11 protein-coding genes and 1 pseudogene are annotated in these 14,669 nt (G+C 62.4%); 2 read left to right on the plus strand and 10 right to left on the minus strand.

What is annotated here, in order from left to right:
- Positions 1–332 (plus strand): annotated as a pseudogene (locus tag QZ186_RS03305) (ribulose-phosphate 3-epimerase); the annotation flags it as partial.
- A gap of 82 nt (positions 333–414) precedes the next feature.
- On the opposite strand, the gene ccsB reads toward QZ186_RS03305, so the two are convergent.
- The 8 genes from ccsB to QZ186_RS03345 form a co-directional block, all read right to left on the minus strand.
- On the minus strand, positions 415–1,329 hold the full coding sequence (ccsB, locus tag QZ186_RS03310; protein ID WP_010316928.1) for a c-type cytochrome biogenesis protein CcsB: 915 nt from the start codon (positions 1,327–1,329) through the stop codon (positions 415–417).
- 54 nt (positions 1,330–1,383) lie between these two features.
- The gene (locus QZ186_RS03315; protein ID WP_296415796.1) at positions 1,384–2,586 is read right to left on the minus strand and encodes an LptF/LptG family permease; all 1,203 of its coding nucleotides are present in this window, start codon (positions 2,584–2,586) and stop codon (positions 1,384–1,386) included.
- Positions 2,583–3,311: an LPS export ABC transporter ATP-binding protein gene (lptB, locus tag QZ186_RS03320; protein ID WP_010316925.1), complete on the minus strand. Its 729-nt coding sequence runs from the start codon at positions 3,309–3,311 to the stop codon at positions 2,583–2,585. Before lptB ends, QZ186_RS03315 begins: the two co-directional genes overlap by 4 nt.
- Positions 3,308–3,847: a hypothetical protein gene (locus QZ186_RS03325; protein ID WP_296415798.1), complete on the minus strand. Its 540-nt coding sequence runs from the start codon at positions 3,845–3,847 to the stop codon at positions 3,308–3,310. Before QZ186_RS03325 ends, lptB begins: the two co-directional genes overlap by 4 nt.
- Before the next feature lie 50 nt (positions 3,848–3,897).
- Positions 3,898–4,293 carry a DUF309 domain-containing protein gene (locus QZ186_RS03330; protein ID WP_247478337.1) on the minus strand — a complete coding sequence of 132 codons (396 nt, stop codon included), beginning with the start codon at positions 4,291–4,293 and terminating at the stop codon, positions 3,898–3,900.
- Positions 4,290–6,098 carry a translational GTPase TypA gene (typA, locus tag QZ186_RS03335; RefSeq protein ID WP_247478336.1) on the minus strand — a complete coding sequence of 603 codons (1,809 nt, stop codon included), beginning with the start codon at positions 6,096–6,098 and terminating at the stop codon, positions 4,290–4,292. Before typA ends, QZ186_RS03330 begins: the two co-directional genes overlap by 4 nt.
- Before the next feature lie 268 nt (positions 6,099–6,366).
- Entirely contained in the window at positions 6,367–8,877 is a 2,511-nt protein-coding gene (locus QZ186_RS03340) for a U32 family peptidase (protein WP_296415801.1), read from the minus strand.
- Positions 8,878–8,893: 16 nt separating this feature from the next.
- Entirely contained in the window at positions 8,894–9,598 is a 705-nt protein-coding gene (locus QZ186_RS03345) for a D-alanyl-D-alanine carboxypeptidase family protein (protein WP_010316920.1), read from the minus strand.
- A gap of 195 nt (positions 9,599–9,793) precedes the next feature.
- Between QZ186_RS03345 and chlP the strand changes: the two genes are divergently transcribed.
- Positions 9,794–11,158, plus strand: a complete 1,365-nt coding sequence (gene chlP / locus QZ186_RS03350) for a geranylgeranyl reductase (protein WP_247478322.1) — start codon at positions 9,794–9,796, stop codon at positions 11,156–11,158.
- Between the two features lie 53 nt (positions 11,159–11,211).
- Here chlP and QZ186_RS03355 read toward each other — a convergent pair whose 3' ends face one another.
- Together QZ186_RS03355 and glyS are read right to left on the minus strand one after the other, a co-directional pair.
- Positions 11,212–12,237 (minus strand): fatty acid desaturase, encoded by a 1,026-nt coding sequence (locus tag QZ186_RS03355; protein ID WP_296415802.1) that lies wholly within the window; start codon positions 12,235–12,237, stop codon positions 11,212–11,214.
- A gap of 161 nt (positions 12,238–12,398) precedes the next feature.
- Positions 12,399–14,564 (minus strand): glycine--tRNA ligase subunit beta, encoded by a 2,166-nt coding sequence (gene glyS, locus QZ186_RS03360; RefSeq protein ID WP_296415803.1) that lies wholly within the window; start codon positions 14,562–14,564, stop codon positions 12,399–12,401.
- Between the last annotated feature and the right edge of the window lie 105 nt (positions 14,565–14,669).

A 14,669-nucleotide genomic window follows, 5' to 3' on the forward strand; every position in this document is an offset into this window, starting at 1 on the left:
TGGCCGGTGCGGTGCTCAACCCCGGCACCCCGATCGACACCCTCGAGTACTGCCTCGAGCTCTGTGATCTGGTGTTGATCATGAGCGTCAACCCCGGCTTCGGTGGCCAAAGCTTCATCGAGAGCCAGGTGCAGAAGATCCGTGACCTGCGTCGGATGTGCGACGAAAAGGGTCTGGATCCTTGGATCGAGGTGGATGGCGGCATCAAGGCCGAGAACGCCTGGAAGGTGATCGAAGCCGGCGCCAACGCCATCGTCAGCGGCTCGGGCGTGTTCAACCAGCCCAGCTACGCCGATGCCATGACTGGGATCCGCAACAGCAAGCGCCCCTGAGTCAGCCAACCCACGGCACACAAAAGCCCCGGCCTAGCCGGGGCTTTTTTTGTGGCCCAAGGTGCAGCAGCGATGTGCTGGTTTAGCTGAAGAACCAGCCGTAGCTGTGCAGGCCGATGCCCAGCAGATTCACACCGATGTAGCAAACGCAGATCACCACAAAGCCAGCCACAGCAACCAAAGCAGGACGGCGTCCCTGCCAACCACGGCTCAGGCGGGTGTGAAGGTAGGCGGCATAGACAAGCCAGCAGATCAAGGCCCAGGTTTCCTTGGGATCCCAGCTCCACCAGCTGCCCCAGGCTTCGTTGGCCCAGACGGCACCGCTGACGATGCCAACGGAGAGCAACAGAAAGCCAACGGTGATCGTGCGGTAGCTCAGGCTGTCGAGCTGCTCACTGAGGGAGAGGGAGGCGCTGCTCAACGAAAGCTCAACCGGAGCTCCGTCGGCGGCAAGGCTGGCCTGGCGGAAGCCGCCACTGCCGATAGAGCTGCTGCGCAGTTCCAAGGCCTGGCCGCGATCGGTGAAAAGCACCGCCATCGAGAGCAAAGAGCCGACCAAGAGGGCTGCGTAACTCACCATGATCACGCTGACGTGCATCACCAGCCAGCTGGAGCGCAGGGCGGGCACCAGTGGGGCGGCCTGCTGCAGTTGATCCGGCAGGGCAAAGGAGGCGAAGGCCACGCAGCCCAGACCCATGGGTGTAGCGGACGCCGCCACGAGCGGTGAGCGATAGGTCCGCTCCACCAGCAACTGGGTCAAGGTGCAAGCCCAGGCCAGGAAACAGAGGGACTCGTAGAGGTTGCTGATCGGAAAGTGGCCGGACTGCCACCAGCGCAGCACCAGTTGCGCTGTCAGAGCCAAGTTGGCCGTCGCCACCAGGAGGCGAACCACGGTGCTGCCCTGGCCTCCGCCACTGACGCTCCAGAAGGACAGGGGAAGGGCCAGGAGCAGCAGCGCAAAGGCAGCAAGACCAAGCGCAAGAACCGGATCGGTCACGAAACCGCTGACGAGATCAAAGATGGCGAACAGTCTGCCGCGCCAAAGGCAAGGTCAGCGGCTGGCCTTGCGAAGCAGCACAAGACCGCCACCAAGACCAATCAAAACCGGCAACCAAGCGGCAAAGAAGGGGTAGAGGGTTCCCTTGATGCCGAGGGAGCTGAAGATGAACGACATCAGGTAGTAGCCAAAGATCAGCAAAACGCTGATGCCGAAGCCCTGACTGCGGCTGGTGCGGGAATTGGGGCGAACCCCAAGGCTGCTGCCGATCAAGCCAAAGACCAGGCAGATGGCCGGGAAGGCAAATTTTTCCTGGATCCGCACCCGCAGCCGCCGGGCTTCCTTTTGATCACCGGCTTGAACCAGAAGCGCCTCGGCGCGGCGCGCCTGGGCCACGGTCATCTGGGCCGCATCACTGGGCAGCATGCCCACATCCTGGGGAGCCCGGGTGAAGGGGTAGTAGTAACTGGTGTAGTTGGCTGAGGTGGTGAAGTTATTGGCCGCATCGATGTTGAGAATTCGGCCATTGCGGAACTCCCACATCGCCCTGTTCTCGTCCCAGACCGCAGTGTTGGCGGTCAAAACCTGCTGCTGATCCTCACGGGAGAAATCGAGCAGGGTGACGCCCTGCATCTCACCGTTTTTGAACTCCTTGGCATAGAAGAGCTGGGTCAGTCCCTCTCCGGCATTGCCACCGGGTTCCTTGGGTGTAATGCGGCCGAAGCGCGAATAGACAACGTTTTTGCCCGTCTGGGCGGAGAGAGCACGACCGAGGGCGTTATCGAGGACGTTGGAGGCCGAATAGTTGGCGCTTGGAACAATGACGTCGTTGAACACGAAGGTCAGCAGCGTCATCAGGGCCGCCAGCACCAGGGCGGGGACGACCATGCGCCAGGTCTTCACGCCGATGCTGCGCAGGGCCGTGAGTTCGCTGCTGCCCGAGAGGCGACTAAAGGCCAACAGGGTGGCCATCAGGGTGGCCATCGGGAAGGACAGCACCAAGAAGCCGGGCATGCGCAGGGCGAGGACCTTGCCAGCGGCCCAGAGCGGCAGGCCTGCCTCGGCCACCTTGCGGACCAACTCAAAGACGACACCCACCGAGAGGGAGACGGCCGTGAAGGCGGCGATGCCGAAGAGCAGTGGGCCGAGCATCTCGGCAAACAGCCAGCGATCCAGCAGAGGGAGGGTTCTCCACTGGCGTTGGAGCTTTTGAGACTGCCGGCGCAGGGGCTCGGTCCAGGTCGGTGCGATCGTCACAGCCGGAAGTCCTCCCCGAGGTAGTGGCGACGCACCAGGGGGTCATTCGCCATCTCACGGGAGGGGCCACTGGCCAAGATGCTTCCCTCCGTCAGGATGTAGGCGCGGTCGGTGATCGACAGGGTCTCACGAACGTTGTGATCCGTGATCAGCACCCCCATGCCTCGATCCCGCAGTCCGGCGATCAAGGTCTGAAGGTCGGCCACGGCCAGGGGATCGACACCTGCAAACGGTTCATCCAGCAGCAGATAGCGGGGACCGCTTTCGCCGACCGCCAGGGCACGGGCCACTTCGCAGCGCCGGCGTTCACCGCCTGAGAGCTGATAACCGAGGCGGTGCTGAAAGGGCTTCAGGTGGAAATCCTGCACCAATTGCTCGACCCGATCACGGCGCTGTTCCTTGGGGGCTCCACTTTCCTGGAGGGCCAACATCAGGTTGTCCTGGACGCTCAGGCTGCGGAAGACACTCGCTTCCTGGGGGAGGTAGCCGATGCCCAAGCGGGCACGCTCCGGCATGGAGAAGTCGGCAACACAGGTCTCATCCATGGTCACGGCCCCTGAATCAGGGCGCAGCAGACCGGTCACCAAATTGAAGGTGGTGGTCTTACCTGCTCCGTTGGGGCCCAGTAACCCGACCACCTCTCCAGGATTGAGGTTGAGGCTGACCTCTTTCACCAAAGGTCGGCCGCCAATGGTCAAGGCGACGCGATCAAGGACCAGGCTCATGGCTTCGCGGGGCCCGAGCTGGGGAGGGTCTGGAGAACGACACGGCTAAAAACCTGCTGACCGCGTGCTGGGATGGCCTGCATGCGCTCGCTGTCCACCAGGTAAATCACCTGTTCAGCACGCAGCCAATTGCCGCCGTCCTGAAGGATGTCGACGTCACCACTGAGGACAACCCGGCCCTCATTGCTGAAGTACTGAGCTTGGCGGGCGGTGGCCACGACCCGCTCATCTGGATAGACGATGCGGACGTTGCCACTGGCGGTGATCACACCGGTCTGTTGATCCGCTTGCTGTTGGTCCGACTCAATCGTCACCAGGCCGGTGTTCAACCGCAGGGGCTTGGTGGGAATGGGAGCAGAACCATCGCCCGCTTCTGCGCTGACGACCTCTTCAACGCTGATGACTTCAGCCGCCGGAACGGTCTGCTGAGCCCAACCTGGGGCGCAGACGCCGATCAAGAGTCCAAGGCTTGCCGCGCGACTAGCGAGGGCACTGCACCAGAGACGGGCAGTGCTGCGATCTGCGGCCAAACCCACTCCAGCAACGCGGTGACATCCATCGTATCGCCGAGCACCGCTGCGTTCCTTCAGGAATCGGCATCAATGGGTGTGAGTTCGGGCAAGGGGATGCCCTCAAGCGAGCGGTTCTCGTGCAGGGCCAAGAGGCGTTCACGGGCAACCTGCCTCAGGGGGTCGAGGGCCAGCTCGAACTGGTTCGGCCCTGCCCCCTGTAGACGGCCGAGGCCTTCGCCCAGGAGAACCATGGCACCGCGTTGATTGCCGCGGTCGAGATGGTGGTGGGCAACCGCAATCTGGAGGATCCCCTGCAGCGTGCGGCGGCAAGGTCCCTGGGTCTCGTGCCAGAGCTCCTCAAAGCCGTCGTGGCAGGCGTACCACTCACCCGCATTGAAAAGCCTGACGGCCTCCCCGAAACGGGGATCGCGCGTCAGGCTGGTTTCCTCAGGGTCGAGGGGCTGATTCAACGTTTTGCGGGCTTCTTCGCGGGCAGTTTGCGCAGGCGAATCGACTCAGGGGTGACCTCGAGCATTTCATCGGGACCGATGTACTCCAGCGCCCGCTCCAGGGTCATCTGCATCGGGGCTTGGAGGGTATCGAGTTCCTCTGCACCGGCCGAGCGCATGTTGGTGAGCTGCTTGGTCTTGCAGACGTTGAGCTCGAGGTCTTGGGGACGGTTGTTTTCGCCCACGAGCATGCCCTTGTAAACCTTCGTGCCAGGGGTGATGAAGAACTGACCGCGGTCCTCGGCGTTCTTCAGGGCATAGAAGGTCGCGGTCCCTTCCTCGAAGGCGATCAACACGCCGTTGCGACGGGTGTCGAAATCGCCCTGCATCGGGCGGTAGTCGAGGAAGGAGTGGCTCATGATCCCCTCGCCGCGGGTGGCGCGGATGAAGTCACCACGGAAGCCGATCAGGCCTCGGGAGGGCACCACGAACTCCAGCTGGGTGCGGCCGTCGTTGGTGTTCTCCATGTTCTGCATCTCGGCCTTGCGGACGCCGAGCTTCTCGATGCAGGCACCCACCGATTCCTCGGGCACATCCAGCACCAGGGTTTCGAAGGGCTCCGAAGGGGTGCCATCGATGGTGCGGAAGATCACCTGAGGCTGGGAGACCTGGAACTCATAGCCCTCACGGCGCATGGTCTCGATCAGGATGCCCAGGTGCAGCTCACCGCGGCCACTGACGGCCCAGCGATCGGGGGAGTCGGTGTCCTCAACCCGCAGGGCGACGTTGGTCAGCAGCTCTTTATTCAGACGGTCACGCACCTGACGGCTGGTGACGAACTTGCCCTCCTTGCCCGCGAAGGGCGAGTCGTTGACCACAAAGGTCATCTGCAGGGTCGGCTCGTCCACCTTGATCAGGGGCAGCGCCTTGGGCTCGTCAGGGCAGGCAATGGTTTCGCCGATGTTGACCTCGTCAAAGCCGCAGACGGCCACCAGGTCACCGGCGCGAGCCTGTTCAATCTCAACGCGCTGAAGGCCCTGGAAGCCGAGCAACTTGCTGATGCGGCCGCGCTTGACGCTGCCGTCGTCACGCAACAGTGCGACCGGCTGGTTGCCCTTGATCGTGCCGTTGTGAATCCGGCCGATCATGATTCGGCCGAGGAAATCGCTGTAGTCGAGGGTTGTGACCTGAAGCTGCAGGGGCTTCTCGGGGTCGCCAACCGGGGGCGGAACGTGGCGAAGGATGGCATCGAAGAGCGGACGCATGTTGTCGCTCTCCGTGGCCATGTCGGGCTTGGCGTAGCCACCCATGCCACTACCAAAGAGGTAGGGAAAGTCGCACTGATCGTCGTCGGCACCCAGCTCCAGGAACAGATCCAGAACCTTGTCGACGGCCTGCTCAGGATCAACGCGGGCGCGGTCGATCTTGTTGACGAAAACGATCGGACGCAGGCCCTTCTCGAGCGCCTTCTTCAGCACGAAACGGGTCTGGGGCATCGGCCCCTCGTTGGCGTCCACGATCAACAGACAGCCGTCGACCATGCCGAGCACGCGCTCCACTTCGCCACCGAAGTCAGCGTGACCAGGGGTGTCAACGATGTTGATCCGGATCCCTTCGAAGTCCACCGCAGTGTTCTTGGAGAGGATCGTGATACCCCGCTCACGCTCCAGGTCGTTGGAGTCCATCACGCAGGTGGGGACGGCCTCGTTGTCGCGGAAGATGCCCGACTGGGCCAGCAGGGCATCCACCAGGGTGGTTTTGCCGTGGTCGACGTGGGCAATGATCGCGATATTGCGGATCGGTGTTCCGGGATGCTCGCCGCTCATGGATGGGGCTCGAGGGAGGAGGTCAGGGATGGTCTGGCTGGAGCACGCCGCAGCTAACGGCCGCAACGCTCAACTCAAGAGCAGGCGTTGGCTTGGGAACGGTGGCTGAAACCCATGGGCAACGTCGCAGGAATGAACCTGATCGAACAAAGCCGGTATCTCTTGCAGCGTGGCTGATGTGTCTGGAGCGTTCGTGACGAACGACCACACACCAAAACCAAAGAACCCTTCGGTGCGTTAACGCAATCTATCCCAGCAACAAACCGCTCTAGTGGCGCTCGGACAGGGTTCCGCGGGTCACCCCCAGGCGGCTTTCCAACTGTTCGCTCTGCCAGACCATCTGCCCGCTGATCTCTCCGTTGAGGGCCTGGCGGTAGAGGGCGACACGGCGCTGGGTATCCGCGGCGGTTTCCTGCAGCAGTTCGAGCCTGAAGTGGCGAACGCCAGCCTCCAGGAATTGGGGAATGGCCTCAGCGGCGGTCTGCGCACGGGCATTGAACAAGGTATTGCGGCAACCCAGATCAGCGCGCAGGGGATGCTCTGCGCCGCTGCGGTCCCGCAGGAGAACCTGATGCTGCTCACAGGGACGGCCGCAGTCGGTGTGGTCGTGCCCCTCAGAGAGGAAGGCACAAAACAGGCAGTGCTCCATATGAAAGAGCGGCATGTGCTGGTGCAGGGTCAGCTCGAGGGCCTCGCGAGGACAGGTCCTGACAAGGGCCAACAGCTGATCCAACGCCAGGTCGTAGCTCGCCGTCAGCCGTTCCAGGCCCCAGCGCTCAAGCAACCAGCGGGCAGTGATGGGGTTGGCGACGTTCAAGGAGAAATCGCCCTGGCAGGGGGCCAGGGGCGTGAGCCGCTCAAGCTGATCCACATTCCGAACCAAATAGCCGTCCGGCTCAGCGCGAATCAGCGGTTCCAGACTCCAGGACTCATCGGGCCTGCAGATCCGCTGACCCGCCAACCAGAGGCCGCCGGGCCAATACCCCTTGCCGCGTTTGACGGCCTCCCGCAGCTGCGCAGGATGCTCAAGATCAACGATCACCCGATCGACTGGAAGATCCTTCAGGGCATCGAGCTGGTCGAGGTCACGCACCAGAACGCTCAACTGGGGCTCCAGCCGTTCGGCCTCAGCAATGGGAGGAATCAAGGCCTCCAGGAGGTCAGCCGCTGGGCGCGGCTCCCGGATCGTTGGGGGGACTGGAGTGGCCTGCTGTGCGAGCTGATCCACCAGTTGCCGTCTCAGTTGGTTCAACTGGGCAAGCGGAAGAAAGAGATCCGGTTCAAGCTCCAGCTCCAGCTGCTCTAGACGCCAAGGGGTGCCGCCAAGTCGTCCGAGTTGCTGCTCCAGGCGTTCACGGTTCAAGGCTTGACCCTGCGCAGGCGCGAGGGGCTGCTCACTGAGAACGAAGCATCCCTCGATCGACAGACCGGCCGCCCTCACGACCTCAAGCCGAAGGGCGGTCCCGCACGAGCCCGAGGCCTTCAACACCAAAGGGCGCCGCTGCTCCTCCAGGGAGCGCTCGGCCATGCGCTGAAAGCGGCTCTCCCGCTGGGGATCGCTGGTCAGCCAGCAGGGACTGCCCCGGCGCAAGCCACGCAAATCAACACGCCTGGGACCCAGTCGCACGGCGCATCCCCCCTTCGGCCTGGGCTCGATCGCCATCACCCGTCCCCCGACTTCCTTAGGGGGCAACAGGGGATCGGAATGGGGGACCTCCAGCACGAGTCCGTCACCGGCTTTGCAATCCAGACGGCCCTTGAAGAGCAGCCAGTCCCCATCAACACGCTCCAAGCGCCCAAGCCAGGGGCCGCGCTTTTTGCTCCAGCGCCCATGGACCAGCTGACGGTGATCAATGCCTGCGAGCCAACCGGTGCTGAGCCCGCGCGAGAAACTCAACTCCAGGTTTCGCCGGAGCTCCCGCTGCTCTAACTGCTCCAAAGGCGTGCGCTCACCAAAGAGCTGGTCGAGACCCTGGCGGTAGGCATCGGTGACCGCGGCCACATAGGTGGGGTCTTTGAGCCTGCCCTCGATCTTCAAGCTGGCCACGCCGGCATCCACCAGCTCCGGCAACAGATCCCAGGCGGCTAGGTCCTGGGGTGAGAGCAGATAGCGCTGCTCGCCGAGGTCCAGCTCTTCTCCATCAACAATCAGTTCATAGGGAAGCCGGCAGGCCTGGGCGCATTCGCCGCGGTTGGCACTGCGCTGGCCAAGGGCCTCACTGGTGAGGCACTGGCCGGAATAGGCCACACAAAGGGCGCCGTGAACGAAGACCTCAAGGGGCATCTCCAGCTGACGCTTCACCAGCTGCTGCTGAATCCGCTGCAGATCCTTGAGGCTCAACTCCCTCGCCAGGACCACGCGCTGGCAGCCCAACTCTTGGGCCATGGCCACACCGGCAGCGCTGGTGATGGACATCTGGGTCGAGCCGTGGATAGCCAGCTCCGGGGTGAGCTGCTGGGCCAATGCGGCAAGGCCAATGTCCTGGACGATGAGGGCGTCGACTCCGGCAGCGTCAGCGGCCAGCAGTAACTCCGCCGCTCGGCTGAGCTCGTCGGTGAAGACCAAGACGTTGAAGGTCAGGAAACCCTTCAGGCCGCGGCGATGGAGCCAATCCATCACCTCGGGGAGATCAGACGCCTTGAAGTTTTCGGCCCGCAGCCGTGCGTTGAAGGTCTCGACCCCGAAATAAACCGCGTCAGCTCCGTTGACGGCGGCCGCTTTGAGGGATTCCCAGCAACCCGCCGGCGCCAGCAATTCCGGCAATGGGGCCTCAGCCATGCATCAGTTCCATGGATTACTCCGAGAAGCGGCCGGCGGCATCGAAGGTCTTCAGCGCATCGGCGGATCCCTCAAAACGCCAGTGCCAGGGCTCGTAGCTCACGCCCTGACGGTTGTCCTTCGGAAAGGAGAGGACGAAATGAAAGCGATTGGCGTTGCGCTCAAGCCAGGCAAAGGACTCGGTGCGATCGAAACTTTGGGAAAGATGGGTCTCGGGGCGTCGACCATCGCCAAAGTCAACGGCGTAGCCCGTGCTGTGCTCAGAGAATCCGGGCGGTGCACTGACCTGCGCTCGTTCCCGAGCACTTTGATTGCGCTCTGATTTGACGTCAAAAAAGATCTGCTTTTGAAGGGAGATCGAGCGGAAGGCACTGAGCACCCGCAGGTCCACACCCTCGGCATCAGCAGCGCGGCGCATCTGACGCAGAGCCTCGGCCGCCTGGGCATTGAGTGCCACGCCTGGGCCAATACTGATCAGTTGGGAATCCTCCGCCTCGGGATAGGGGAAGTGACCGAGCAGGCGGCCGTCGGAACTCAGACGGGCACTCAGCCCGGCAACGGGAACGGGAGCCAACCGTTGCAGCAGTGGAGCCCGCAACGCATAGGCCACAGCTGCAACGAGAACGAGTGCTGCAGAGGCGCTGGCTACGGCAACGGGAGTCCGACGTTTGCGCTGCAGGCTGGGGGAGAGGGTGCGCCTGGCGAGAGGAATGTCATCCATGCCGGAGGGTTCAGCGCCGCCCTTGCTTGCGCCCGCCCGGTACTGGCTGGTCTGACGACCGGGGCTAGGCAAGCGAGAACTCCCGTTGGAACTGGGGTTATGTGATGTTACGAGCTCGCGCTGGAGTTGCCAGCGGTTGCCTATCAAGCGGTGTTAGCTTCGCGTCAACATCCTTCTGGCGGAGCGGGTTTCAAGATGTTGCGAGTCGCGGTGGTGGGCGGCGGCCCGAGTGGTTCCTGTGCTGCTGAAATTCTGGCTAAGGCGGGAATTGAGACCTGGATCTTCGAGCGGAAGCTGGATAACGCCAAGCCCTGTGGTGGGGCCATCCCTCTGTGCATGGTCGAGGAGTTCGACCTGCCCGAGTCGATCATCGACCGCAAGGTCCGCAACATGAAGATGATCTCCCCCTCCAACCGTGAGGTGGACATCAATCTCGAAAACGAGAACGAATACATCGGTATGTGCCGCCGGGAGGTCATGGATGCCTTCATGCGCGACCGCGCCGCTGAACTCGGCGCCAACTTGGTCAACGGTCTGGTGACCAAGATCGACACCGGCGCCAACCGCCAGGGGCCCTACACCCTCACCTACTCCGACTACAGCGAGGGTGAGGCCACTGGTGAGACCAAGAGTCTCGAGGTGGACCTGATCATTGGCGCCGACGGTGCCAACAGCCGCGTGGCCAAGGCCATGGATGCTGGTGACTACAACGTGGCCATCGCCTTCCAGGAGCGCATCAAGCTGCCTGCTGAGGAGATGAAGTACTACGAGAGCCTGGCCGAGATGTACGTGGGCACGGATGTGTCCCCCGACTTCTACGCCTGGGTGTTCCCTAAGTACGACCACGTCGCGGTCGGCACCGGGACCATGCAGGAAAACCAGGCGCTGATTAAGAGCCTGCAGGAGGGCATTCGCGAGCGCGCTAAGAAGCGTCTGGTGAATGGCGAAGTCATCAAAGTTGAGGCCCACCCGATTCCTGAGCACCCCCGTCCCCGCCGCGTCGTCGGCCGGATGGCGCTTGTTGGTGATGCCGCCGGCTATGTGACCAAGAGCTCCGGTGAGGGCATCTACTTCGCCGCCAAGAGTGGTCGGATGTGCGCCGAGCAGATCGTTGAGGCCAGCCAAGGCGGCAAGCGGGTTCCGACTGAAGCCGACCTCAAGAAGTACCTCAAGAAGTGGGATCGCCAGTACGGCGCCACCTACAAGGTGCTCGAAATTCTCCAGAACGTCTTCTACCGCAACGACGCGGCCCGTGAAGCCTTCGTCGAGATGTGCGACGACAAGGACGTTCAGCGCCTGACGTTCGACAGCTACCTCTACAAGCGCGTGGTAGCGATGAACCCCTGGCAGCAACTCAAGCTGACCCTGCTGACCCTCGGCTCCGTTCTCCGCGGTAACGCCCTGGCACCGCAGGGTTACAAGCCCGTTCCCAGCGCCGTCCGCGAGGACGGCGAGGTCAACGCCATGCTGGCCGTGAGCACCATCAAAGGTGGTATTCGCGTCGGGAACCAGAAGGCCAAAGCCAAAGCCGATCGTGAGCCGGCGTTGAGCGGCAAATAAGGACCTGGTTGGTCAAAAAAGGCAGTGGATTACTCCACTGCCTTTTTTTGTGCTTAAGCCGAGGCGGTGCTCAGTGCTTGATCAATGCTGACCAACTCCAGGGCCTTGGAATCCCAAAGAATGAGGTCAAAGCAATGGGGGATGTCCTTCAGGGTCAGATAGGTGCAGTTCTGCAGTAAATGCGAATGGAAGCGGTGGCAGTCCCGGAGTCTGTAATTGGGAATGCGTTCACAAAGGTGATGGACAGAATGAAAAGCAATATCAGCCGTGAACCAGTTCAAGATGGCTGGCAGCACAAGGTTGCTGCTGCCTTCAATGGCACCCTTGAAATAACTCCAACCGGAGGTTCCACTGGTGTAAGAACCCTGGAAATTGTGCTGAACAAAGAAGACACAGATAAACATGGCCGCTGAGCAGGCCATCACGAAGGAATAGCAGCTCAGAAAAAGCCCAAGGCCCAACCAGGAAGCCATGAGAACCCAACTGGTCAGAACCACGACGTTGTTGGCGACCAGGTCCATCCATTCACCTGTGGTGTACCAGTGGCTGGACTTAAAGTCCAGAACAAAGCGCTTCCAACCGGAGGGTCCCGTCCTAGGGAAGCGAATGGCCTGCTTCAGTGCTGCGCCCGCGAATTCAGCTGAGCCGAGGAGTAGCTGAAGCCTGGGACGGATCACCAGGTAAAAGAAGCCACCGGGAAAGAGCATCAGGGGGTGGCGGATCAGGCGATAGCGCCACTGGGCAGAAGGGGACAACTGGAGAAACTGCTCCACCGTCAAAAGGGACGACGGCCCCCGATAGACATCCCAATTGCCGTTGTGCTTGTGGTGAAAGGCATGACCCCGGGACCAGGGGAACTGCGGAATGGCGTTCAAGCAACCCAAGCCAAAGCCCGTCAGTCGGTTGCACCATCGCGTTGACCAGAGCGTGTCATGGCCGCAGTCATGCATCAGCGAGAAGCTGCGGGCAGAGAACAACACCAGTGCCAGCAGCACCGGCACCAAAAGCCAGCGCAAACCAGGATCAGCCGCGCAAACGGGAATGACGGCCCAGAGACAGGCAATGGGAAGAACGGTCACGAGGACCTGCCAGAGCGCTCTGGCGTTGCTGGACTGGCGAAAAGAAGCGAGGGAGAAATCGCCGCGACTCAGTGGCCTGTCGAGCTCTGCTGAGCGGATGGAAGTCGTCAGCGGATCAGCCTCTTTGTTGCAAACAGGCTAAGACCTCTTGTTACAGAGCGTTAGCCACTGATCCGGCTGAAGTCAGCCAGAACCGATGCCTGGTTGTTGAGAACACCCAACAGATTGAGGCGATTGGCGCGGATCGATGCGTCCTCAGCCATCACCATCACGCTGTCCTCTCCATCAAAGAAATTCGCAAGGGCCGACGCACCAGCGATCAGTCCCTGGGCCAGTTGGGCGTAGCGATCGGGATCACTGCCGGTGGCGACGGGCTCCAGACTGTTCAAAACCGAAAGCATCCCGGCTTCGCTGGACTTCTCAAAGAGGCTTGCATCGACAACAGCGCTGGCCGAGAGAACCGTCTGAGGCAGATCCCCTTTGGTGGCCAACTTCGCAGCACGGGTGACCACGGCCTGGACAGCGGTGAGCTCGCCGCCAGAGCGCAGGCTCTGGAGGAGAGAAGCCCGTTGACGCGCATCACCCGGGTCGGCCAGGAGCCTCTCGAGAGAAACCGTTTCACCAGCGACGGCTTGAACCAGATCGGAATCAATGGCGGCCTCTTCCAGCAGGCTCTGCAGGCGTTGCCCCATGAGCTCGGAGAGTTCCTGAGCTAATGCCGCTGCATCGACCTTGAAATGGGGCAGCAGCTTGGCCCAATGCTGCGTCGCACGTTCCAGGAGGGTCTTGATGTTGAGGCTCCAACCTTGATCCCAAAGGATCTGGAGGATGCCGTTGCCAGCCCGGCGCAGGGCATAGGGGTCCGAGGAACCGGTGGGACGCTCACCCTTGGCGTAAATGCTCAGAAGCAGTTCAAAGCGCTCCGCGAGGGCCACCACAGCACCTGCCACCGAACTCGGCAGGGCATCACCGGCCCCCTTGGGTTGGTAGTGCTCCAGCACAGCCAGGGCCACCTCGCGGGGTTCACCCTCGGCGAGCAGATATTTGCCGCCCATGACGCCCTGCAGCTCAGGGAACTCACCAACCATCTGGCTGACGAGATCGTGCTTGCACAGGTGAGCCGCGCGGGTGGCGTGGTCGGCCACCTGGTTCGGCAGCTCGAGCTGCTCGGCCAGTAGGGCAGTGAGCCACTCGAGCCGCTCAACGCGATCGAGGAGTGAACCCAGGCCCTCAGCAAAGGTCACCCGCTTGAGCTGCTCGCGCCGCTCAGCGCTGGCGACGGCGCGGTCGGCCTGGACAAAGAACTCAGCGTCAGCCAGCCGGGCCTTCAGGACCCGTTCGTTACCCCGGCGGACGGTGTCGCTGGCCTCGGCAAGGCCATTGCCAATGCAGAGGAACCGCGCCAGCAAACTCCTGCGGGCGTCCAAGGCCAGGGGGTCGGAATCCGCGTCCTTGCGATACAGAGGCACGTAACGCTGATGGGCACGCATCACGGTGCTCAAGACCTCCGCGGGCAGAGCCAGGTAATGGTCCGCAACGCTTCCCTCGATCAACAGGGGGGTCTCAACGAGATCGGTCAGTTCCTCAAAGAGGTCACTGGGTAAATCCGGAACCGCATCCAAGGCGGCGGCACTGCGTTCAACGCTGGTGCGAATGAATGAAGCCCGATCAGAGCGATTGACCACCACCCCGGCGTCGGCCAGGGCAGCGGCGTAGGCATCGGCCGACGGGATCGCCACGGCGTCGCTGTAGAGACGGTGGCCACGGCTGGTCTGGCCGGACTGCACGACGGGGTCGCTACCGGAGAGGGTGACGGGGATCAGCTCGGATCCCAGCAGCGCCACTAGCCAACGCACGGGCCTGGAAAAGCGGCTTTCTCCCACGCCCCAACGCATAAAACGACGGCCCTGGAGGGCTGCAATCCACTGGGGAATGGCCTCCGCCAGGAGCTCACGGGCGGGGCGCCCGGCTTCCAGGACTTCCGCAAAGACAAACGGACCCTTGGGGGTGTCACGCACCTCAAGGGCAGCGGGATCAACACCGCAGCGCTTGGCGAAACCAATGGCGGCCTGGGTCGGGACACCGTCTTTGAACGCCTGTGCTGCGGGTGGCCCCTTGCGCTCATCGCGCAGATCGGGGGCTGATTCAGACAGATCACTCACCTGGACCACCAGGCGACGGGGAGTGCTGGTGGTCTCAACCTGGCCGTAGCTCAGTCGCGCTGCACTCAGATCACGCTTCACCGCCTGCTCCAGCTGCGGCAGCGCCAGGCGCGCAAAATCCGCGGGCAACTCCTCAGTCCCGATCTCAAGCAGAAAGGTGGACACGGAGCAGGCAGCCTCAGCAGCCGATCAGCTTATTGAAACGGCTCCGAAGCCAAGCCTGGTCGACGCTTCGCTACGTTCAAAGATCACTGTTTGTGGTGCGTGAGC

Origin of the sequence: Vulcanococcus sp. DEBay_Sum29NL08_54 (genome assembly GCF_017859255.1) — a bacterium.
Classification (GTDB): Bacteria; Cyanobacteriota; Cyanobacteriia; order PCC-6307; family Cyanobiaceae; genus Vulcanococcus.